Origin of the sequence: Bythopirellula polymerisocia, assembly GCF_007860015.1 — a bacterium.
In the GTDB taxonomy this organism is placed as follows: domain Bacteria; phylum Planctomycetota; class Planctomycetia; order Pirellulales; family Lacipirellulaceae; genus Bythopirellula; species Bythopirellula polymerisocia.
On record NZ_SJPS01000002.1, the window covers coordinates 604180 to 627569 of the forward strand.

At 53.4% G+C, this 23390-nt stretch carries 22 protein-coding genes; 9 read left to right on the plus strand and 13 right to left on the minus strand.

Going from position 1 to position 23390, the window contains the following annotated elements; translation table 11 throughout:
• Positions 1-23: 23 nt before the first annotated feature.
• Complete coding sequence (gene argB / locus Pla144_RS08535; protein ID WP_146450452.1) at positions 24-914, minus strand: acetylglutamate kinase; 891 nt, start codon at positions 912-914, stop codon at positions 24-26.
• A gap of 331 nt (positions 915-1245) precedes the next feature.
• Between argB and Pla144_RS08540 the strand changes: the two genes are divergently transcribed.
• From Pla144_RS08540 to Pla144_RS08580, 9 genes are all read left to right on the plus strand, one after another.
• Positions 1246-2013 carry a sugar phosphate nucleotidyltransferase gene (locus Pla144_RS08540; protein WP_146450033.1) on the plus strand — a complete coding sequence of 256 codons (768 nt, stop codon included), beginning with the start codon at positions 1246-1248 and terminating at the stop codon, positions 2011-2013.
• Positions 2014-2023: 10 nt separating this feature from the next.
• Positions 2024-2968 (plus strand): ribose-phosphate diphosphokinase, encoded by a 945-nt coding sequence (locus tag Pla144_RS08545; protein WP_146450035.1) that lies wholly within the window; start codon positions 2024-2026, stop codon positions 2966-2968.
• 221 nt (positions 2969-3189) lie between these two features.
• Positions 3190-3822, plus strand: coding sequence for a 50S ribosomal protein L25 (locus Pla144_RS08550; RefSeq protein ID WP_146450038.1), 633 nt, complete (start codon positions 3190-3192; stop codon positions 3820-3822).
• A gap of 74 nt (positions 3823-3896) precedes the next feature.
• Positions 3897-4469: an aminoacyl-tRNA hydrolase gene (gene pth, locus Pla144_RS08555; RefSeq protein ID WP_146450040.1), complete on the plus strand. Its 573-nt coding sequence runs from the start codon at positions 3897-3899 to the stop codon at positions 4467-4469.
• 69 nt (positions 4470-4538) lie between these two features.
• Complete coding sequence (rpsF, locus tag Pla144_RS08560; protein WP_197530511.1) at positions 4539-4964, plus strand: 30S ribosomal protein S6; 426 nt, start codon at positions 4539-4541, stop codon at positions 4962-4964.
• An 85-nt stretch (positions 4965-5049) separates the two neighbouring features.
• Entirely contained in the window at positions 5050-5496 is a 447-nt protein-coding gene (ssb, locus tag Pla144_RS08565) for a single-stranded DNA-binding protein (protein ID WP_146450045.1), read from the plus strand.
• A 68-nt stretch (positions 5497-5564) separates the two neighbouring features.
• Entirely contained in the window at positions 5565-6101 is a 537-nt protein-coding gene (rplI, locus tag Pla144_RS08570; RefSeq protein ID WP_146450047.1) for a 50S ribosomal protein L9, read from the plus strand.
• Positions 6102-6196: 95 nt separating this feature from the next.
• Positions 6197-7600, plus strand: coding sequence for a replicative DNA helicase (dnaB, locus tag Pla144_RS08575; RefSeq protein WP_231936248.1), 1404 nt, complete (start codon positions 6197-6199; stop codon positions 7598-7600).
• A gap of 312 nt (positions 7601-7912) precedes the next feature.
• The gene (locus Pla144_RS08580; protein ID WP_197530512.1) at positions 7913-10945 is read left to right on the plus strand and encodes a POTRA domain-containing protein; all 3033 of its coding nucleotides are present in this window, start codon (positions 7913-7915) and stop codon (positions 10943-10945) included.
• Here Pla144_RS08580 and Pla144_RS08585 read toward each other — a convergent pair whose 3' ends face one another.
• From Pla144_RS08585 to Pla144_RS08635, 12 genes are all read right to left on the minus strand, one after another.
• The gene (locus tag Pla144_RS08585) at positions 10946-11263 is read right to left on the minus strand and encodes a hypothetical protein (RefSeq protein ID WP_146450051.1); all 318 of its coding nucleotides are present in this window, start codon (positions 11261-11263) and stop codon (positions 10946-10948) included.
• A gap of 133 nt (positions 11264-11396) precedes the next feature.
• Positions 11397-11744: a hypothetical protein gene (locus tag Pla144_RS08590; protein WP_146450054.1), complete on the minus strand. Its 348-nt coding sequence runs from the start codon at positions 11742-11744 to the stop codon at positions 11397-11399.
• A 414-nt stretch (positions 11745-12158) separates the two neighbouring features.
• Positions 12159-13217: a flagellar motor switch protein FliM gene (fliM, locus tag Pla144_RS08595; RefSeq protein WP_146450056.1), complete on the minus strand. Its 1059-nt coding sequence runs from the start codon at positions 13215-13217 to the stop codon at positions 12159-12161.
• Between the two features lie 41 nt (positions 13218-13258).
• Positions 13259-14563 (minus strand): glutamate-5-semialdehyde dehydrogenase, encoded by a 1305-nt coding sequence (locus tag Pla144_RS08600; protein ID WP_146450058.1) that lies wholly within the window; start codon positions 14561-14563, stop codon positions 13259-13261.
• 176 nt (positions 14564-14739) lie between these two features.
• Positions 14740-15648: a dihydropteroate synthase gene (folP, locus tag Pla144_RS08605; protein WP_146450060.1), complete on the minus strand. Its 909-nt coding sequence runs from the start codon at positions 15646-15648 to the stop codon at positions 14740-14742.
• 105 nt (positions 15649-15753) lie between these two features.
• A complete protein-coding gene (lptE, locus tag Pla144_RS08610; RefSeq protein WP_146450062.1) occupies positions 15754-16314 on the minus strand; it encodes an LPS assembly lipoprotein LptE in 561 nt (186 codons plus the stop codon).
• Positions 16292-17671 (minus strand): tetratricopeptide repeat protein, encoded by a 1380-nt coding sequence (locus Pla144_RS08615; protein WP_146450064.1) that lies wholly within the window; start codon positions 17669-17671, stop codon positions 16292-16294. Before Pla144_RS08615 ends, lptE begins: the two co-directional genes overlap by 23 nt.
• A 118-nt stretch (positions 17672-17789) precedes the next feature.
• Complete coding sequence (locus Pla144_RS24510; protein ID WP_197530513.1) at positions 17790-17945, minus strand: hypothetical protein; 156 nt, start codon at positions 17943-17945, stop codon at positions 17790-17792.
• Positions 17942-19237, minus strand: coding sequence for a hemolysin family protein (locus Pla144_RS08620; protein WP_146450066.1), 1296 nt, complete (start codon positions 19235-19237; stop codon positions 17942-17944). The genes Pla144_RS24510 and Pla144_RS08620 overlap by 4 nt, the downstream gene beginning before the upstream one ends.
• A complete protein-coding gene (ybeY, locus tag Pla144_RS08625) occupies positions 19234-19824 on the minus strand; it encodes an rRNA maturation RNase YbeY (protein WP_146450068.1) in 591 nt (196 codons plus the stop codon). The genes Pla144_RS08620 and ybeY overlap by 4 nt, the downstream gene beginning before the upstream one ends.
• 79 nt (positions 19825-19903) lie before the next feature.
• Complete coding sequence (locus Pla144_RS08630; protein ID WP_146450070.1) at positions 19904-22174, minus strand: HD family phosphohydrolase; 2271 nt, start codon at positions 22172-22174, stop codon at positions 19904-19906.
• Between the two features lie 67 nt (positions 22175-22241).
• Positions 22242-23186: a PhoH family protein gene (locus Pla144_RS08635; RefSeq protein ID WP_146450073.1), complete on the minus strand. Its 945-nt coding sequence runs from the start codon at positions 23184-23186 to the stop codon at positions 22242-22244.
• Positions 23187-23390: the final 204 nt, after the last annotated feature.

Genomic DNA, 23390 nt, shown 5'->3' on the forward strand with positions numbered 1-23390 from the left:
GTCTCCTACAGAGGCGGCAGGGCTCAAATAGGTTCGGCAATGATTTCGGTCCCGACTCCTCGGTTTGTGTAGATTTCCAACAGAAGCGAGTGACGTAGCCTACCATCAATGATATGAATCTTGCCCACTCCCTTGGTTAGCGTCTCCAGGCAAGCCTGCACTTTGGGGATCATCCCTGATTCGATCCGGCCGTCGGCAATCAGCTCCTGCGCCTCGTCGGCTGAGAGAGTATGAATCAGTGAATCGGGATCTTCCTTGTCTCGCCGAACTCCGTTCACATCACTGAGAAAAATCAGCTTTTCGGCTCCCACGGCTTGAGCCACCGCAGTGGCAGCCGTATCGGCATTCACGTTGAGACGCTCTCCGGAAGCCGTCTCACACATAGAAGGAATCACCGGCACTTGCCCGGCGTAGGTCAGATTGTCGAGAGTTTCGCGGTCAACCTGAGTTACGGTGCCAACATAACCCAGATCGATGGGCTTGCCCTCTTCATCCAGGATTTCAAGCCGTTCCCCAAAAAGTACGTTGTTGTTCTGTCCAGAAAAGTTGAGCGGCATCGCCCGGCCACCAAACTCCTCAATGCTCTCAGCCAGGGACTCGTTGATCTCACCTGCCAACACGCGTTCGACGATTGCCAGGGTCGCCTCGTCCGTATAGCGTCGGCCATGAATGAAACGAGGTTCGATCTTAGCCTCGGCCATCGCCCGACTGATGGCTGCTCCTCCGCCGTGGACGACAATCGGCTTCATGCCAACAGTTTCCATAAACACAATATCGACCAAGAGGTGGCGCAGTGCATCGGGGTCTTCCATGACACTACCGCCGAGCTTGATGACAGTAATCTTATCCCGGAATTGACGGATCCAACCCATCGCTTCGATGAGGACGTCGGCTTTTTGAATCGCGTCTTGCAAAACTATTTTCCTTGGTTTGGAGCGTTTCTGGAGCGGTGGATTGAGGACAGTATTCACAGGGTACTCTCGGGGTTGCTGCCAGACAGCATAAGTTTGCACGTGGGGCAGAATCCTGCATTTTAGCGCCTGGGTTCGACGGACGAAAGACCCGCTCAGAGGCAAGCCAGGAGGATTTCCCCTGACCCTGGCAACAGAGGCGCATTCATGGCAAGATAGCTCCACGGGGCAAGCCTCGAGCCTGTCCATGGATTCCAACTGTCTGGAGTCTCCACCACCAGACATTGATTCGAGGGGATTTCCCTAGGCTTTGACTCGATTCGTCTACCCTGCCATGCCAAAAAATCTGCCTGAAAACACCACGTTGGCTATCGTCCTGGCGGCGGGAAAAGGCACCCGCATGGAATCCGAGCTCCCCAAGGTGCTCGTTCCTGTCGCTGGGAGGCCAATGATTCGCTATGTGATCGACGCCATCCATTCTGCTGGTGTTGGCCGCATTTTGGTGGTCGTCGGCTATCGGGCTGAACTGGTTCGGGCTGAGCTATCTACTGAGCCGAAAATCGAGTTTGCCGAGCAACATGAGCAGCTTGGCACCGGGCATGCCGTGATGATGTGTCGCGACCAACTGTCCCAGCACCAAGGCCCAGTGCTTATCGTGGCAGGAGATTCGCCGCTCCTACAGGCTGAGTCCATCAGCAGGCTTTTGGAGAACTTCTCGGCCGCAGATTGTGACTGTGTGATAGGAACGGTGGATAAAGAGAACCCCATCGGCTACGGTAGAATCGTCCGCAATCAGGCTGGCGAGTTTGTCGGCATTGTCGAGGAAAAAGATGCCTCCCCCGACCAACGAGAACTTTGCGAAGTCAACGTCAGCACCTACTTATTCGATTCGCAAGCATTGCTTTTCGCGCTAAATCAACTGACCGATGAAAACGCTCAAAAGGAATACTACATTACCGATTGCCCGGCAGTTCTCTTTGCTGCTGGCAAACGAGTCATGGCAGAAAAAGTGTTACAGCCTTGCGAATCAATGAGTATTAACAACCGGGATGAGCTGGCACTGGTCGAGGCAGCGATCCAGAGCATGTCCCCTTCAAACTAGGCTATTCTCCATGACCGATCTCAAGATTTTTAGTGGCAACGCCAACCCCAAACTGAGCAAGGCAATTGCCGACTATTTGGGAGTCGGCCTCGGCAAGATCGCGCTGGGCTCATTCCCCGACGGCGAAACCTCTTGCAAGATTGAAGAAGATATCCGCGGACGCGATGTCTACTTAATCCAGCCGACCTCTCCCCCCGCCAATGAAACACTCATGCAACTGTTGGTGATGATCGATAGTTGCAAACGAGCCAGTGCAGAGCGTGTCACCACAGTCATTCCGTACTTTGGATACGCCCGGCAGGATCGCAAGGACGAGGGACGTGTACCGATTACTGCCAAGCTCGTGGCGAACATAATCACCCGAGCTGGAGCAGACCGCGTTTTGGCAATGGATCTACACGCCGCCCAGATTCAGGGATTTTTTGATGTTCCCGTAGACCACCTCTATGCAGCCCCCGTGCTCAACGAGCACTTCTTGAAGATGAACATCCCCAGCGACGATCTGGTGATCGCCAGCCCCGACGAAGGGAGTATCAAACGGGCACTTGGACACGCCAAGCGACTAGGGGGAACGGTAGCGATCGTCGATAAACGCCGTACCAGTGCCGAGAACACAACTCAAGAGAACGTCATCGGTGGCCCCGTGGATGGCAAGATCGTACTGATGTTCGACGACATGATCAGCACCGCAGGCTCCATTTGTGGTGCGGCTCGCGTTCTGAGAGATCGCGGAGCCCGAGAGATTCACGTCGCTTGTACCCACGCCGTTCTTTGTGGCCCAGCCATCGAGCGTCTCAGCAAAGCCAACCTGAACAGCATCGTGTGCACCGACTCGATCCCGCTGACCCCCGAGCAAATGCTCCCTCAGACCAAGGTCCTGAGCATTGCCCCCCTCCTGGGAGAGGCCGTCAAACGAATCCACCGCAATGAGTCGATCAGCCGGTTGTTTCATTGACGCGGCTGCCTTTTTTCCGTGTCGCCCAGCGATCGGATCTGTTAGTTAGGCAAGTGGCGCCGACGACCTTCCCCTCTGGTGCCTAACGAGCTGCTCAAAATACTCCATTCTGCGGCATTTCATGGGGTTGAATTTCTCCCGAAATAGCGGACAATCGAAGGTTTGCATTGGCCCAATTGACGGGCGGCTAGTACCGCGGCGGTTAATTTACAGAGGTAGAGATGTCGGAAGTCTTGGAAGTCAAAAAACGTGATCTACTAGGGAAACTCAATAACAGCCGTCTCCGCCGGGCGGGGAAACTGCCAGCGGTTCTTTACGGCCATGGTAAGGAATGCTTGAGTCTTGAGATCTCCGCCGAAAATCTGAAAACCTCACTTCGCCACGGCGCCAAGCTGGTACAACTCAAAGGGGCTGCCGAAGGTCAGGCACTTTTGCAAGACATCCAATGGGACACCTTCCAGCAGCATGTGTTGCATGTCGATCTGCTGCGGGTAGAAGCACAAGACCGAGTGAAGGTCGAGGTAGACCTGCAACTGCGTGGTGAAGCCCCGGGCGAACACGAAGGGGGTGTCGTTGAACATCTCGTTCATTTTCTGGAAATCGAGACCGATCCGGGCCACATCCCCGAACACTTGCATGTGAATATTAACCATCTCCATTTGGGTGGCGAACTTCGGGTTGCTGACATTGAGGATTTGCCCGAAGGAGCCCTTGTGCTTGGCGAACCTGATATGATCTTGGTGCAATGCGTTGAGCCCACTGTTGTGCCTGAGGAAGATGAATTGGCTGGCAGTGGTGCTGAGCCTGAGATCATTGGTCGCAAGGATGACGACGAGGAAAAAGCCGAGGAATAGTCCTTGCTGCTCAACCTTCTGGGTTTCGGGCCCCTGAGTTTTAGGAGTACAGGGGTTACAGGAGGACAGGGGCTATGAAGCTGGTCGCGGGCCTGGGAAATCCCGGCAAGAAATACGAAGGAACAAGACACAACATAGGCTTTGAAGTCATCCAGTTGTTGGCTCAAGGCTTTGCAACAGCAACTGGGCGTTTGAAGTTTGAAGGACACCTCCAGGAGTGTTTGGTCGGTACTGAGAAAACCTTGCTATTAATGCCTCAGACGTTCATGAATTTGAGCGGACGCAGCATTCGGCAAGTGATGGACTTCTATAAGATCGACAACGAAGACCTGCTGGTTGTATGCGATGATTTTAACATTCCCCTCGGAACCCTCCGGCTTCGTGCTGCGGGATCCGATGGGGGGCAAAAGGGACTGGCCAGCACGTTTGGGCAGCTTGGCACGGACCGGATTTCGCGTTTGAGGCTCGGAATCGGCCCGGTGCCTGCAGAGTGGGACCCGGTGGATTACGTTTTGGGAAAGTTTACCTCCCTTGAACGCAAAGTCGTGAAAAACCAGACGACTCGAGCAGTCGAAGCAATCGAGGTCTGGATAAGTGAAGGAATTAACTTGGCAATGAGTCAATTCAATGGGAGTCTGCCCGAATAGGGTCGACTAGACATTTACAATAGCCCTAAAGCTATCGAGTGGATTATCTAGTAAATCGGAGTAATGGTTTTGGAAGAAAATATTGGCGTTTACGAAGGCTTGTTTATTCTGGATGCGAACGCTTATGCGCGGGATCACGATGGTCTGGCGCAAGAAGTGAATGGATTGATCGAAGCCGCCGGAGGCCACATCGAGGTCAGTCGGCTCTGGGAAGAACGGCGTCTAGCCTACCCCATCAAAGGACATCGCAAAGGTGCCTATTGGATCACTTATTTCCGCATGCCTACCTCGAATCTCACCGGTCTAACGCGCGAGTGTGAAATTCAGGACAATATCTTGCGGCAACTGTTCATTCGCTTGCCGGGAGCTCTGGTAGAACCCATCCTGGAGCACGCCCGTGGCGGCGGAGTCGTCCGTGCCGTACCGGTCAGTGATAAAGAAGATGACAATGAAAATGCTGAGGAAGAAATCGAGGAAGAAGAAGTTGGCGTATAGTGCCTCCTTCAATCGTATTTCACATCGCCCCGCATTTTTCGAGTCCGCTTAAGTTTCGAGAGTATTTGAAAGAAGGATCGTTGCCATGGCAAGTTTCAATCGAGTTGTTCTGCTCGGCAATCTAACCCGCGACATTGAACTGCGTTATGTCGGGAGTGGCATGGCCGTGACCGATATTGGTCTGGCCGTCAACGACCGGGTGAAGCGCAACGACCAATGGACGGAGGAAACCACTTTTGTGGACATTACTCTCTGGGGTCGCACTGCTGAAGTCGCCAACGAGTATCTCAGCAAAGGTTCCAGCGTACTCATCGAAGGCCGACTCAAGCTAGACACTTGGGAAAAAGACGGACAGAAGCACTCCAAGCTAAAAGTAATCGGCGAGCGAATGCAAATGGTCGGCGGACGCGGCGGTGGTGGCGGTGGAGGGGGCGGCGGTAGTCGTTCCTCGGCGAGAGACGAGTCGCAGGAATACGCCTCCGAAGCGGCCGTAAGCTCATCATCACCACCTTCCGATGAGATCCCCTTCTAGTTTCCCACCGCGAATTCAATCTTAGATAACCATCAGACAAAGCTGTTTTACCCAACAACGATAAAAACATGAAAACAAAGCCACGAAAACTCAAGAGACTTCCCCATGCTGGAAAGCGCCTTCCCAAGGGTGATAACGGAGGGATCGAGTTACTACTGATTCACAGTGTGGAAGACCTGGGACATCAAGGGGATGTCGTGCAAGTTCGCCCGGGGTTCGCCTACAACTATCTGATCCCCCAGGGAATGGCCACCCTCGCCACCGATCACCACAAACGGATGGTCGACAAGCATCGCACTAAGCTGCAAGCCTTGGAAAAAGTGCATCAATCGAATCTGCGCAAGAAGGCTACCGAGATCTCTAAGCAGAGTATCACCATCGAAGCCAATGCCACCGAAGATGGCCACTTGTATGGCAGCGTTGGTGCTACGGAAATAGTAGCGGCCCTGAAAAAAGTGGATATTCAGCTCAAGATCGATCAGATCCGTCTGGAGGGGGTACTCAAGGAATTGGGGCTGTACACGGTCAAGTTCCGACTCTCCAATGATGTCGATGGCGAACTGAAGGTGTGGGTCGTCCCCACCGTCGGTTCCGACGACAAATAGCCGCTGCTCGCGCCTTAACCGCCTGTGGCATTGCCTGTTGCATTCTTGTGAACCTGCATGGGTTCACTGCCTCGTAGAGATGGAGCGTACTCACCGTGGCAGCTGTTGAACGGAGTCCTTCTGCGGCCCAGCGTAATTCAGCAAATTCTCCTATGGCGCGGCAATTGCCGCAAAACACCGAAGCCGAGAAATCGGTCCTGGGAAGTATTCTGCTGCTTCCTTCCGTTTTCGATGAAGTCGCCTTGATCTTGCGAGAAAGCGACTTCTACGATGACGCCAATCGCTGTATCTACGAGCACCTGCTTCAGATGCACGACGCAGGTCAAAGCATCGACCCGATGCTGCTCGTAGAAAGACTTCGCTCGGCCGATCAGTACGAGTCGATCGGTGGGGCCGCCTACTTGGCCGAGATTGGCCAGATCGTCCCTACTGCCGCCCACGCCGAGTATTATGCGCGGATCGTGGCAGATAAGGCAGTCCTGCGGTCACTAGTCCATGCCGGTACCGACATCGTTCACGATGCCTTCGATCCTTCACTTGAGACTCGCATGGCTCTGAGTCGCGCCGAAGAAAAAGTCTTCGGCATCCTCGAATCACGTGGGTCGCATGACCTCAGCAGTATCAACGAGGTCTTGCACGAATCTCTGGAGCGAATTGATGCCCGCATGGACCATCAACACGCCTTCGGCGGTTTGGAAACCGGATTTGACGATTACGATCAATTAACTGGAGGCCTGCAAAACTCGGAACTGATTATTCTTGCTGCCCGACCTAGCATGGGCAAAACCGCACTGGCTATGAATATCACCGAGCACGTCGCGTTTCAACTGCGTTCGCCGGTGTTGTTTGTTAGCTTGGAAATGTCTGCCTTGGAACTCGGCGATCGCCTACTCTGTTCAGTTGCTGAGGTCAACGGACATCGACTCCGCAACGGAACTATCACCGCCGAAGAACGCCGCAAACTCGTGCGATGTGCGAGTGAACTAAGCGAAGCACCATTGTACATCGACGATTCACCTAGTCGCACGATGACGGAAATCGCAGCAAATGCACGGCGACTCAAGCGACGAGAAAACCTTTCCCTGATTGTGATCGACTATCTGCAGTTGATCGATCCCGACAACGCCCGCGACCCGCGTCAGGAACAGGTGGCGAAGATTGCTCGGCGACTCAAGGGCTTGGCTCGTGAGTTGAACGTTCCCGTCCTGTGCCTGGCTCAGCTGAATCGACAAGTCGAGTCCTCGCGCGACAACAAGCCACAACTTAGCCATTTGCGTGAATCGGGTGCCATCGAGCAGGATGCCGACTTGGTGATGTTCATTCATCGGGAGGAATACTACGAAAACAATCCGGAGGAGAAAGAACGACTCCGTGGCGAGGCGGAATTGCTAATCCGCAAGCAACGCAACGGCCCCACGGGTGACATTAAACTTGCCTTCCTTCACGATTTCACGCGTTTTCGCAATTTCTCTCAGAAAGCCTACGAAGAATTTGATTGAGTGTGAGTAGGTGACAATTTGGCCTCACCTACTCACCTCTTTCTGCTAGCATTTTTGGCGGCGGATTCTATTTCTTGCCGCAAAAGCCCCGAAGTTCATTCATTCTCGCCCCATCCCGTTGAGAATTCGGCTTGTCGGGGCATTGTCTATCCGCTATTTCTCTGCGGCCTGAAAGGTGGTCTCTACACGCACTTTGCGCGTGGTCGACCAATACACCAAGCTTATCTCCGCAAAGTGAATCTCGAATTGCCCATGCATCGAAACATGCAACACCGTCGAATTCAGGGGCTTTTCGTAAAGATACCTTTGCTAATGGCAGTCTGCTTCTGGGGGCCAATTGGTGCCAGTCAGGCCCAGGACACGAATCCCTCTGCGGCAGTCGTTGCCTTGAATCCGGCAGAACTGGTCAAGGAAATCCGTTTTACTGGCAATGATACAATCTCTGCTGAGCAAGTTGCCAGCCATCTCACCACACGAGTCGGCCGGCCATTCGACCGCTCCGTGGTACAGCGAGACGTCCGGCGACTGGCTAATCTGGGTTGGTTCATCGATGTCAAACCGCTCTACGAGACGACACCTCAAGGCCGGGTAGTAATATTTCAGGTCGTCGAACGACCCACGATTCGCTACATCACTTACCTCGGCAATGAAGAGGTTTCTGACAAAAAACTCGCTAAGGAAACAGGGCTCAAGTCCGGCGGAGCAGTTGATCCCTACGCCGTCGAAGAAGCCCGTCGCAAGCTGGAGGAGTACTACCAGGGGAGGGGTTTCAACCATGCCCAGGTTACCATCCTGGAAGGGACCAAGCCGACCGACAAAGGGATTTCATTTCTCATCAATGAAGGAAACACCGAAAAAATCTGGAACGTGGAGTTCGTTGGCAACGAATTCGTTTCGTCTGGTCGCCTCAAGTCCATCATTAAGACTAAGCCGCCGATGCTGAAGTTACTTAAAGGCTATGTCAACCGCGACCAAATCGATTCAGACGTGGACCTGCTCACTGCGTACTACCGGTCGTTTGGTTTTTTCCAAGCCAAGATCAGTCGCAAGGTCGATTACTACGACGAGAAGAAATGGGCTCAGGTGACATTTGTCATCTCCGAAGGTCCTCGCTATGAAGTTCGTAGTGTGAAATTCCTCGGCAACTCCAAGTTCGAGCCGGTTGCGCTGGCTGAAGCAGCTAAACTCAAAGGGGGAGAACCCTTCGAGCAAGCAAAAATGAGTGCCGATGCCCAATGGATACAAGAACTCTACGGCAGTCACGGCTATGTCTTCGCCGATGTTCGACCCGAACCGGTTTTCCTCGAAGAACCGGGGGAAGTCGATCTGCTCTATCACATCGGCGAGGGTGAGCAATTCCGTGTTGGACGGATCATTGTCCACATCGGAGGAGATAATCCCCATACCCGGATTCAGACGGCAATAAACCGTATGTCAGTCCGCCCCGGGGATATCGTCGACATTCGTGAAATCAAAGCCAGCGAGCGGCGCCTGATTGCAAGTGGACTCTATCACTCCGATCCCGCGTCTGGATTGAGGCCCAAAATTACGTATCGCATCCCCGAAGATGTGAGCATGGGGCTAGCCGACGACTTTCCAGGGGATGGCCCCCGAGCGCGCGTTAGTAGCAACCCCCAAGGATCTGGCTTGCGAGGTCAGAGCCCCGACAATTTTGGACCTCGTGTGTTGCCACCACCTGGGTACCAAATTGCCAGACCATTGCCCTCCCCACTCGCTGACTCTCAACCTTTGGATATTCACGTCGAATGCCACGACTGGCAGCACTATCAAGAGTGGCTAGAGGAAGAAGGCTTGGTACCTCGCCAGGTTGAGTTTCCGGCAAACGAGAACACGGTCGAAGAACCCCTGACCATTCGTGGTCAAAGCCCTGAATCCACTGCGCCCCAATCTGCTTGGTGGGTGCGACCGACCGTTGCTCAGCATACGCCTCCCCTTTCGGGCAATCCCTATCAATCAGTTCGAGGCCAAAGCCCTGCTAATCAAACTCAGAGTGCCTATGCTACGCTTCCCAACTCGGCCAACTCTCCCTATGGCGGAAAACTTGTAGGCGCGACCGGACCTGCTACCAAACCCCCTACCCGTACCAACACGGTCCAACAGGTTCAATTTTCGGAGTCACTTCCTCCCCCCTCGCAGTCTTCTGGTGCAGTTCTCGGATTCCCTGCAAATCCCGTCCCTGGGTATCAGGTTTTGCCCAATGGAGACTTTGGCTTCGCAGGGCAACCGTACCCGGAACAAACGGTCGACATCATCTTCGATGGTCAGGAAACTCAAACCGGCCGCCTGCAGATAGGTGCCGGCATCAACTCCAATGCAGGTATCGTAGGTAACATCGTCATCGACGAACGCAATTTCGACTGGAAGCGTTTGCCTCGCAGCTGGGAAGACATTCGCAATGGAACCGCTTTCCGCGGTGCTGGGCAGCGTTTTCGCATCGATGCCTCACCTGGTAGTAGTGTGAATCGCTATCTTGTGAGCTTTCAGGAACCCTACCTTTTCGATTCACCTATTAGCCTCGGTTTGAGTGGTTCCTACTTCGACCGTCGTTATGATGATTGGGATGAAGGACGGTTGGGTGGCAGAGTTTCCCTAGGCTATCAATGGCTAGACAAAGATCTCTCGACCTTGCTCACCTATCGTGGCGAAAACGTCAACATTAGCAATATCGCCACGGCACCAGGAGCCTTCCCCGATCTGGACGAAGTTGTGGGCAATAACAACCTGCAAGGATTCAAGGTTGGAGTCATCAACGACACACGTGACAGCAGCTTCCTACCAACCCAAGGGCACTACCTGGAATTGGGAGCAGAGCAAGTCTTGGGGTCGTTTGTCTACCCCCGCATCGAGGCCGAATTCCGAACCTACTGGCTGATGAGCGAGCGACCCGACCATTCCGGTCGCCATGTGGTGAGCTACTCCACCGCCGTAGGCTGGATGGGACAAGACGCACCGATTTACGATCGGTTTTATGCAGGTGGTTACGCGACCCTCCGTGGATTCCGCTTCCGCGGGGCGAATCCTGTAACCAACGTGAGTGGGCAAAATATCGAGTCCGGCGGTGATTTCCAGTGGCTCAATTCATTGCAGTATCTGTTCCCCATCACCGCTGACGACATGCTCAATGGCGTTGTCTTCTGCGACTTTGGAACGGTCGAGCAAGACGTAAATCTTGACAACTTCCGCGCCGCCCCTGGTTTCGGCTTGAGGGTAACTGTTCCCGCCATGGGCCCTGCCCCAATCGCACTCGACTTCGCCTTCCCGGTAGCAAGCGCCTCCTTTGATCGCGAGCAGGTATTTAGCTTCAGCCTTGGCTTCGGTCGCTAATCACGGCTCCTGGTTCTCGTCATCAACTATACAGGGATAACCGAGAACTTCAGCTGGCGGAGCACTTCGCAGTCGAAAGAAATCTAAATGGGTCGGGTAAGGACGCTGATACCAGTTGCCCCCGTAGACCTGTGGCGGAAAGCCGAAATAGCCGAGCCCAAATTGGTATCCCCCTGGATGTCGCCAAGGACCACCCGAGTGATTGTTTCCTCGATCCCGTTGATAGACTGGAGCAACTTCTGCACTCACCGCCCATGGCAAAGTAATCAACGAAAGGAGAATGCTGAGAACAATTTTTTGCAGACATGCACGAACCACAATGAATACCCCTGGAAACTGAAATGAGAGATTCCCAACTTCATACTAGGCAGAGGATTTTTCGACTGTCAAGTTTCTCGTGAATAAGACGGCATTCGTTCGATACAATCAGCATAATCAGTCGCATTCCTCGTCAAAAATGCTCTAAGAAAGACCCACACTTGGGGCACTTGGCAAACCACATCGGCACCCTTTCGCCGCACTTGCATTTGATATTGTGACGAATCACCGACGAGCCCAGCAAACTGACGCTACTTTCGTTGGAATGGGAATCCCCTTCATCAAGCACCGACGACCCGCCTGGATTGTGTTCCTCACGAACCGCGCGAAATGCGGCGGATTCAAGCACGCCTGAAGAATTCGCATCAGGCACAAGGACCTTGACCTGGCCGGGGCAGAAGGGACACAAACCCTTCTTGCCTGCATATTTATCTTTGACCTTAAATTCATGCCCGTTGGGACAAGTCACCGAGATACCCATCACAGGTCTCCTTGCGATTACACGCGGTGGTCACACCGCCAGCCGAGCGGTCAATTGAGACAAGAGACCAAGCTGATCTTAAAAAGCCCTTGACAAGATAAAAAGATCCTACGGCCTATGATTCAAGCAATAGCGTTCCAGCGAATGGAACACAACCATCGAACCCGTATCTTGGCAAGAACACTTTACAACGCAATTCGACTAAGTTCGGTGTAACTACCCCATCGACTGGAGTTGATCACTTCCGAACTCAGGCCCTCTTCCCGGCAAATCCCACTGAGGGGATTCCAATGAACAAGCGTGAGACCGCTTGTAACTTTATTCATTCTCAAAATTAGAAAAGTACTAACTATGCTTTTATTGTCGCTTGCAACCCCCTCGAATGTCAATTACCCGGGGGATAATATCTGAAAATCAGGCGCTTTCAGCCTGTGACTTTTTCAGCGACATAGCCTTCTGAGGGTCGAATTGCAGGTGATGATCTTCGTGAAGAGCGGTAATCTCGACTGCCTTGCGGCCCTTGTATTGTCCTGGCTTGGCGTGGAATTTTGATTTTCCCTCGACCGAGACGACTAGCGGTTTTGAGACATCCTGCTCGGTGGCGATGATGTCGCCGACCTTCAGATTGATCAAATCAGCGGTGGAGATGTTGGTGTCTGCCAAGTTGACAACCACCTCGACAGCGGCGTCCGCCAGTCGGTCACTAAGCATCTGGATCGATTCTTCTGTCGGGGGCTTCTTGCGATAACTGACCCAGTTGTTGGAGGAGAGTTTGTGGCTTACACGCTCGATCGAGTTGTAGGGAATACAGAGATTGATCATCCCTCGAGTCTCACCAACCGTTAGCTCAAAACTTATGAGCACGATCACTTCGTTGGCAGGAATGATTTGCACAAGCTGTGGATTGCTTTCAACCCGATCCACAGACAGGTCAAACTTGAGTACATTTTCCCAGGTCTGCTGCATCTCACTCAAGAACAACCCAGTGATGCGTGAGACGAGTCTCAATTCAATCTCCGTCAGAGGTCTCCGCACAGGTGCCGACGACATCGTGTTCCCACCTAGCAGCCGGTCGATGATTGGAAACAAGATCGAAGGATTGAGATCGAGAATTAATTGTCCTTCCAACGGAGGGGCGTTGACAATATTGAAGCAAGTCGGGTTCTCAAGGCTGAATACAAATTCGCTGTAGGTTAACTGATCGACACTCGTCAGTTTCACCTCGACAATGTTGCGAAGCATCGCCGACAAGGCAGCGCCAAAGTTTCTGCCGAAACCTTCGTGCATTGTCTGCAGGGCCCGCATCTGTTCCTTGCCGACCCGCTCGGGACGTTTGAAATCGTAAACGGTGACCTTCTCACGAGGCTTCGCCGGGAGAGGAACACTCAATTGCTGCTCTTGGAGATCGGGTTCACTCTCCAAGGAACTTAGTAGATTTTCTACTTCATCCTGGCTCAGTACATCGCCTGCCATATCGTACTCCCTTGAAAAAAGGTGTCAGGAACCTTTTCTTCCTACTTTCGTGTCTGACCTCGTCCGTAAACTACGTACTTGTAACTGGTTAATTCCTCAATGCCGCAGGGCCCGCGAGCGTGAAATTTATCGGTGCTTATGCCGATTTCTGCCCCGAGTCCAAATTCGCCCCCGTCATTGAAGCGAGTGCTGGCATTGACCATCACCGCAGCGCTATCCACCTGTGCCGTAAATTCCTGGGCAGCCAACAAGTTGTTGGTCACAATCGCATCGGTATGCCCTGATCCATACCGATTGATGTGCTCAATCGCCTCAGCAACGGAACCCACGACTCGCGCGGAAATTGTGGGGCCCAGGAATTCGGTAGCGTAATCTTCTTCGGTCGCAATGGACGCGTTCGGAACGAGTTCACAAGTCCGATCGTCTCCGCGAATTTCAATGCCATGCTTCTCTAAAGCCGTGGCAGCAAGTGGCAAAAACTCGCTCGCGATATCGGCATGAACCAGCAAAGATTCGGCCGCGTTGCAGACCCCCATCCGCTGGCATTTCGAATTAACCAAAATCTCGGTTGCCATATTCATATCGGCAGCAGCATCTACATAAACATGGCAATTACCCGTGAAATGCTTGATCACCGGCATTTGAGCCTCGGCCGCGACTCGCCTTATTAGCCCTTCCCCGCCGCGAGGAATCGCCACATCGATATAGTCTGGCAATCGCAAAAAGTGTCCGACTGCCTCGCGATCCGTTGTATCAACCAACTGCACTGCATCAGCAGGAACTCGTGTCTTACGAGCAGCGGCTCGCATAATGTCGACGATCGCCTGACTTGAGTGTATCGCTTCTTTGCCACCCCGCAGAATGACAGCGTTACCAGCTTTAACACAAATCGCCGCCGCGTCAGCCGTCACATTGGGCCGCGATTCATACACAAAAAAAACAACTCCCAGGGGAACGCGAATCTTGTTGATCACTAACCCGTTGGGACGCACGGTCGAATCGATCACTTTTCCGATGGGGTCCGCCAGTTGGGCAACCTGCTCCAAAGCGACGGCAATCGACTCGATCCGATCAGGCGTAAGACGCAGTCGATCAATCGCAGCGTCGGTAAGTCCGTACCCAGGAGCGGCCTCCAGATCCTGATCGTTGGCCTGCACAATCGCTTTGCTCTCAGCCCGAAGGGATTCCGCTGAGAGCCGCAACCAGGCGATTTTGGCTTCCCCAGAAAGCTGCGCGAGTTTAACTGACGCAGCTTGAGCCTGCTGAGCAATTCGACGGCAATAATCGCCCAGTTGAGGATCACCCAGTGGAGGCACTTCGGTAGTGGTCTTTTCAAGGATTCTCATTCGCGGGAATAAGGTGTCTGAAGGCTTTTTTTCTTGTGATGCTTTCCTAACTCCAGTATCACCCAAGCCCCCAATAGGGTCAACGTCGATGAATTCGCGGAGTAACCATCTTGGGCCGTCAAATGCCACGGGCTGAAACCTATCCAGCGTGCACGGGCCAGAAGTCTACGCCAGGGCTATTCTGCTAGCACAAGATGCTCGCCGTCGATGCCGCCCGATGCCTCGTAGGCCAGCAGGGCCTCACGAACAGGCCGCACGTCGTGAACCCGTAGAATTTGGACACCCTGGCTTGCCAGTGCCAATGATGCTCCCATGGTGGCTGATGTGCGGTCGAGCGAAGAGTCACCCAATACCTTGGCGAGAAACCCCTTACGCGAATGCCCCACCAGAAGTGGACAGCCCAGATCGTGAAATCGCCAGCAGTTCGCCATCAATGTCAGATTGTGCTGGTGGGTCTTGCCGAACCCAATCCCTGGATCGAGACAAATCCGATCCGGGGCAATTCCACCCGCCAACAATGCATCCCGTCGTTCGGCCAGATAGTCATTGATTTCCGCCACCAAATCATCATACCGCGGTGCATCTTGCATGGTCTGCGGCGTCCCCTGCATATGCATCGCACAGACACCTGCCTGAGACTCTGCAGCAAGTTGCAACATGCGAGAATCACCAGTCAGCCCGGTCACGTCGTTGATTATCTCCGCGCCTGCCGCCAGAGCATCCTCGGCCACGACTGCTTTGCTTGTGTCAATTGAAATTGGCACACTCACTGCAGACGCCAATCCTTCGATGACCGGGATGATCCGCCGCAATTCTTCCTCGGCATCCACTGGCACCGAGTAGGGCCGTGTGCTTTCACCCCCAATGTCGAGAATATCCGCACCCTCTGCGACAAGCTTCAATGCATGTTCGACAGCCTTTTCGTGGGCCCAGAATTTTCCCCCATCAGAAAAACTATCTGGGGTCACATTCACAATCCCCATCAACAACGGCCGCCGCCCAAAAGTCAGCGCCCGCGTGCGTAGCTCCCAGCGATCCGCACGTTGAGGGAATCTCTCAGAGAGTTGTTGGCCGTTGGGTTTCATGCTGACTATTGTCGAGAGCGGAGAGTCGAGAGTCCAGAGCCAGACTTCCGATAGTCTCAATTCTTGTACTGGCTTTCGACTCTAGACTCTCAGCATTCAGCTTCCTCACCATCCCTCTTCCATCGTCGATACGATCTGCTGGGCTAGCCGCTCGATCGCTTGCTGCGAGGTAGATGCGGTAGATTGTCCTGCGGCAGTAATTTGGGTCGCGGTCTGATTGATTGGCAGCAATTCGGGAGGTAAGGGGACGGTCGACGGCAGTCGGAGTGGCTCGCGGCGGCGGTTGATCCAGGTGATCTCTGCAAGCATGTTGATTTCTAGAGCCCGAGGATCGTCGTTGCGGTTCTCCACGGTCACACGTTTTGTGTCACTGACGAGCCGGACAGCAAGAATGCTGTCAGCATCTGGGGTGCCGACTACCTTAAAGGGCGATTTTAGCTCGATTTCTTTCACTACTGCTTCGGTCAGTCGTTCCCCCAGGTCACGACGAAAACTGTCAGATTCGATCATCGGGACGTACACAGTCTGCACGTCCGGGGCATAAAGCGACTCGGCACCCATGCGGTAGGAAGCACAGCCATTGCTCGACAGAATGCAAAGTAAGAGAGAAAAAAACCTGCCGTGAGGGGAACACCAGCAGAGTCTAGCGGAGGATTGAATTGCCATCACTCAGGCCTGCCTCCGGTCGAGTTGCGATGCTGATTTCGCTCTCCGGCGCAAGCAGCGGGACCTGTTGCAGCGTTTTTCGCTCTCGGTTCTCCGGGAACAAACTCAGGAACCAACCCACCTGAGTCTCGGGATGGTCCGGCTCGCCGGCGATCTCTCCGTAACGCTCTCGCGACTTGGTGCCGAGTGTCGACTCTGGGTAATCCCTGGCAACCTTGGCATAATAGAATTTCGCACTCCCAAAGTGCTCGGTCTCGTCGTAGTAGGTAGCAATTGCAAAATCGCGCTCGGCGAGCGCTTCATTCAACTGGGCCTGGATCGTCGCCAAGCGCTCCCGTTCTTCCTGAGAGAGCTCTCCAGCGAATTGTTGCTTGAGTTGCTTGACCAGTTTTTTGGCATCTTCCAAAGGTCCGCCGTCGTAATTCGGTCCCTGATAAATCCGCAGCTTACACTGCAATCCGAGAATATGGGCCTCAAATTGATATTTGCTCTGAGGATACTCTTCGCGCAGCAACTTGTACTGATAATCTGCGTCGTTAAATCGTCCCCTCAAGAAGTAGGAGTTGGCAGTCGTCATCACTGCCGCGTCAGCCAACGGCCCCGTCGGGTCTTTCAAGCGAATGTTCTCATACGTCTTAATCGCATGTCCTATCGTGTCAAACAAGGGACGCGTATCATCGATGAAGTTGGGAGTCGTCACCCAGTTGGGATCATAGTCATGATATTGTTCCCAATAACGCGCGATGTCGAATTGACGACGGATGACTTTGTCGAGGTGCAAGGAATTCGGATATTTATCGAGTAGTTCGTCGTAGAGTCCAATGGCCTTCGAGTATTTCTTGTCAAAGAAATTACTTTCCGCCTGATAGAAGAGCGCATCCTGTTCGATCTGGGTATCAGGGCCGCGTGCGATGGCTTCCTTGAATGCTTTCGCGGCCTTGCTGTACTCCTGACGGCGAAAGAAATCTTCCCCGAGCGAATAGGACTGCTGCGCCAGGGTAGCATCTGCACCCATCCCAAATTGACTTTTTATCCCGTCGACTTGCTCTACGACATGGATGTCGTTCAAGAGGCCCTTATTTTTTTTCTCTTTGACCACCTTAGCGACGCTCGTCTGAATCGGACGCCCCTGATCATCAAAATATCCAGCTACCCCTTCCACTTGAAAGCCTTCGCCCGGCACAAACACCGCAGTTTTCTTATGCTTCTTCCACCAGGCAGGCGTTCCTACCTGGGTGGATTCTTCTGAAGCACCAAACCAATCCGTAGGACCCCAGGCGGGACACGCTTGGATTCCAACCAGGCAAAACACGGCGAAACAAGAGATCGCGAGCGTAAATGACGAGTGGCGCTGCATGGGTTCAATCGATAAGTAGGGGAACACATCAATCCGACTGCCAACACTGCGCGCAGCCGGGGACCGGAACTCGCGGAACCGTACGGAGAGAAGGGGCAGGGCGTCAAGGGCAACTGAGTTAGAGTCGAGCCTCTGAGCCTCTGTAGAGAATCAATGCTAGCAGATCTGCCACCGGATGTCGTAAGCCGGCACAAGCCGCGTCCACTTCCTGCACGATGTACACGTCGAACGGGAATTCCGGAACTCGTGTTACACGTTCCGGGCTTCCACTCATGCACTCTCGCGTTGGTCATCTCCCAATCGCTGCACCCGTACCCGTTCGATGCGGCGGCGCGTAGCTTCCAGCACATGGATCTCCACTTGCTCTTGCCAGATGAGCGACTCGCCCGCTACTGGAACCCGACCTAGCTCACTGAAGACGAACCCGCCGATTGTGTCGTAATCAGCATCTTCGGGCAACTGGATGTTCAGCCGCTCGTTGATCTCGTCAACATGTGCTTTGCCGAGGGCTTCGCAGGTATCGTCATCGATTTGGCGAATCTCGTCGGCGACTTCGTCGTCGTATTCATCGATGATTTCGCCCACGATTTCTTCGAGCACATCTTCAATGGTGACTAGTCCCGACACGCCCCCATATTCATCGAGTACCACAGCTACATGAGTCCGCAACTGTTGGAGCATCTGCAACAAATCGTGTACCGGCTTAGTCTCGGGAACAAATACAGGCTTGCGCAATAGTTCGCGAATAGGGGTACGGGATTCCAGATCCCCTGTCGCCAATTCGGGAATCAGGTCCTTGGTATACAGGATGCCAATGATATCGTCGCGATTCTTGTCGTACACCGGGATGCGGGTGTGGCCCGTCTCGATGGCAGCAGCAATTAATGCGTCCCAATCCAGATGGACTGAGAGCATATTCATATCGGTCCGCGGGGTCATGATCTCCGCCACGTCGGCATCCCCCAGGTCAATCACTCCTTCGATCATTTCACGGGCTTCCTCCTCTAGAAGTCCTTCGCGGTGACCTTCGCTGACAATCGTGCGGATTTCTTCCTCGATCCGCTCATCCTCCTCGTCGTGTAATTCCCGACCAGCCAGTCGATGCAGACCGACGTCCAGCATGCGGGCACCCCAAGTAAGTGGCGACACGATCACCGCCAATAACTTCCACAATGGCCAACTGTAGTAGAGAAATTCCTCAGAGAACACACGCGCCACGGCACGCGATATCCACACCATGGATGTCACCAGCACCAGTGCCAATACCGCAGCGGTGCCAAGAATCGCTAATCCGCTGGATAGATCGATGCCCCCGCGGGCTACAGTCCAAGCACAGCCTGCGACCACGGCGAACACAGCAAGCAGGACCGAGAGGATTTCAATCCCCAAACCGACGCGATCGTGTCCCTGCAGAATTTGCGTAAATCGCTCCGGCATCTCTCGCCGCCGGCAGATTTCTTCCAGATCGTGCCGCGAAAATTCTCGTAGCGATCGTGCCGCCAGATTGGTGACTGTGGCAGCAAAAATCGCCGCGAATGTAGTCCAGAATAGTTGCACAGTGCTCACGACAGCAATTCCTTACTCGACCGAGTGCCAGGGTGCATACTAGTTTCCTTCAAAGCGGTCTCCCAACGAGAAGTATCTGCAGGCAAAGCAATTCCCAACTTCTGCAGACAAGCGACTTCCGCTGCGAGCATCTCAGCCTGCCTATCAATTTGCTTGTCGCAATAGCCAACCAGATGCAAAGCGCCATGAATGACATAAAGCAACAATTCATCCTCAGCGGGCCAGCCTGCCTCCGTAGCCGCGCCGCGAGCCGTATCGGTGCTCACTATCAGTTCACCTTCAAGATAATCCGGCGAGTCTTCGAGCACAAAACTCAATACGTCAGTTGGATAGTCGTGCTGAAGGAATTCAACATTCAAAGCGTGAATCGCCGAATCATCGACAACGGCGATGCTGACCGTGGCAGAAGAATACTTAGAATCAGCAAGTACAGACTGCACAGCTGCTATGAGACGCACTTCGTCAATTGCCAGCGTGTCTTGTTCATCCGCGACCAAAACGCGGAGTGTCTGTTCAGAAGGTTCCGAGTCGCCATCGGTGACCTCTTCAAACTGTAAGATAATTTCTGCTGTTCCGTTTTCGTTCATTCTTATTTGGCTTGTATACTCGTCATTCCCGCGCAAGCAGGAATCCAGTTTTCACCGCCGTCATCTAGGTATAACGGAGCTACGCTGTTTCCTGATCGGGATATTTCACGCGGCCATGGTACACGGCCGTCAGCGATTTTACCAAACTCTCGCCAACTTTGCGCACCTCTTCCAAAGTCAACCCACATTCGTCAAATTGCCCGTCTAGGAGCCGTTTTCTCGACAACTGCTCGACAATATTTTCGATCCGCGAGGGTGTTGGCTCCTTCAGTGCCCGGCTGGCACTTTCGACCGCGTCGGCTAACATAAGAACCCCAGCCTCTTTGGTCTGCGGCTTAGGGCCCGGATACCGGAACGAGCTTTCATCTATCTCAGCGCTGTCAGGGTTCTGATTACGCTTCTCGTTAGCTTGTCGATAAAAATACTCCACCAGCGTCGTGCCGTGGTGCTGCTGGATGAAGTCAATGATTTGCTCGGGGAGCTTGTTCTGCCGTGCGAGGTCTGCCCCATCTTTCACATGGGCGATTATCACAAGCGTACTCATGGCGGGAACCAAAGTGTCGTGTCGGTTCTGACCCTGGACCTGATTCTCGATGAAGTAGCCTGGTTTAAGCATCTTGCCGATGTCGTGGAAATATGCTCCCACCCGAACCAACAGGCCCCGCGCACCAATCGATTCTGCTGCAGCTTCCGCGAGCGATGCCACCGTGATCGAATGGTTATATGTACCCGGTGCGCGCCGAATGAGTTCTTGCAACAACGGATGAGCTGGATCACCCAGTTCAATCAGGCTCAAATCAGTCTGTACCCCAAACACCTTCTCTACAACCGGCAGCAACGCAGTCATTAAAGTACCAGCGATAAGCGCCCATAAAGCGAGCATGAGCCCACTCTTCCAGAGTTCAAATCCTGGTAATCCATAGAGGGTTCCCACGCCAACAGTTGTCATGAGTGCCACGAAAGCCGAAACAGTTCCTACTGAGAGCAATTTGCCTCGCGTGCGGACCTGACGCAGAACGAGAATGGCTCCCGTGACCGTGGCCATTAGTACTAGTGACTGCTGGAGATCGAGTCCAATAGAAACCGTGATTACCAGATTCACGCTCGCCGCGAGCAATAGCGCCATTTCCTGTTGATAGGCGATCGCAATCGTCATACCCAAAAGCAGTAGAGCAATTACCTCGGTACCCCACAGATATTGACTCACCAACCAGGCCAGCACAATCGTGACCACGAACAGCGACAACAAACATACGAAGCTGGGCAAGTCAGAAATGGCCCTCGGCTCGCGGAAATGGATGTAAAACCCACACAACGTAAATATCGCCGTATACATTCCCAAGACGGCAAAAACCCGCCGTATCCTGGCTCCCAGCCCGCGCTCTGCAATTTGCTCAGCATATTCCAGCTTCAATAGTTCCAACTTATCGATAGTGATGCTTTCGCCACCATTGACGAGCGTGGCTTCACCAGCGTGAAATTGCTTGTTCACGACAGCAACTGCCGCCGCTGCTTCATCCTGTGCTTCGTGGGTGGCATTCACATTTAATTTCAAGGTGGGCACCAGGCGCGGCCTCAGCCAAGCGAAGACCTGCTGAGCTAATTCCACCGACGAAAGTTTTTCATTGAGAGATTGCTGTAGCTTGGAACTGACGTTCTTAATCAGTACGTCAGGAACATCACGACCTGCCTCCGCAGAAAACCCTTCCTTCTCGCGAGTGCGGACGAAAATCTTTTCCAAATTCGCGTCATGTTCTTTAGGAAGTTCTTCCAACAAGCCCCATTGTTCCAAGGGCTTCATCACTTCCGCTAGCTGCGTACTGAAGTTCTCTAATGCCCCTTCGCCAGTCAGGGTCTCACGAAATCGTTGGAACTGCTCCTGCTGCTCCTCAGGGCTTGGATCAGGGGTTCCCTCCGCAAGTGGGGGTTGGAACGTCTTCCAGAGTTGAAGATCAACCTGATCAAAGGTCTCCGCTGCCAGCAACTTGGCTATCTCCAGCCGTAACTCTGCTCTCATTTGCTCAAGTGGAGCAGGATCCTGATCGTAAACGGCCACGGTCAATCTTCGAGCCCGAGTTCGAGCTTCTTTTGTAGCTTCCAGGTCAGGTTGCTCAAAACTGACGCTGGCAACAATATCACGTTCGGGAACTTCGTTCAGTCGATACCGAAATGGAGGATCCCAACCTCGAGTGATCACCAGCAGCAAGATAGCCACTAGTGCGCACAGAGCAAGCCTCAGCAGTACCGATCCTCGCTGTATTTGTCCGACCAAGTTTCCCCAGAAACCGGGCGGCAACTCCACCATGGCAACGCGCTGCTGGCGGGTGCGTTTCTTGGTTCCTTGAGACATAAGCAAATTACTCGACACTGGTACTCAGACAAAATGCCCGGTTCTCCAGCAGTTCACGCTGACCTGTTCAGCGCTTTTTCTTCGAGCCCTCCTCATATGCGCGGACAATATCCTGCACCAGGCGGTGACGGACTATATCCTCGGTCGAGAGGTGCACTTTGGCAAATCCCTCGATATCACGTAGCCGCGACAACGCATCGATCAACCCGCTCTTCGTGTGCGGAGGCAAGTCAACCTGAGTCGTGTCACCTGAGACTACTACTTGAGATCCCTCACCCATCCGGGTCAGAAACATTTTCATCTGGGCGACCGTCGTATTCTGTGCTTCATCCATGATAATGAACGCATCGTTCAAAGTTCGCCCGCGCATGTATGCCAGTGGCACGACCTCGATCAGGTCGTCATCCATGTATCGCTGGACTTGATCGCGATCCATCATGTCTCCCAGAGCATCCAAGAGTGGACGCAAATAAGGATTGATCTTCGCCTGCAAATCTCCCGGCAAGAAACCCAGACTTTCGCCTGCTTCAACTGCCGGACGCACCAGCACCAACTTGCGGACTTTCTTCGCCCGCAAGGCTTCGACCGCCGTCGCCACAGCGAGATAGGTTTTACCCGTACCCGCTGGCCCTGTGCAAAACACGAGTGCATGATCGCGGATCGCTTTGAGATAGTCTGCCTGCCCACGAGTACGGGCATGAATCAACCGTCCCCCGCGCACACCAATCGGGTCGGCATGGTATGGCTTCTCACCATTGGTGACGCGACGAATTACCTGTTGGACCTGATCTGAATCGAGTGGCAAGTTTCGCCCCAGCAGAGTGCGAAGTTCCTCCAAAACCGAAGTGGCTTTGATCACAGCATCTTCCTCGCCATGAACAAAGATTCTCCCGTCACGCGTGGATATGTTCGCCGGTATCGCTTCGCGAATCTGTTTGAGATGCTGATCCTTCGTTCCTAGCATGAGAACGAGACTTTCTGGATCACCAACCGAGATGCTTGATTCTATCATGCAGGACACGGTGCGTCAGCAGCCGCTCTGAACCTCTTGGACCGAAGAGAACGTTGTACTACGTATTACTTCGCTTCTCTCACATCCTCAAATATACTCAATTGATACCTGTCCGGACCACCCAAACTCTTCCCAACCGGCTTAAACGCTTCACCGTGAATGGATTATATGGATTTTACGGACGCCGTGGAGCGGTGACAGTTT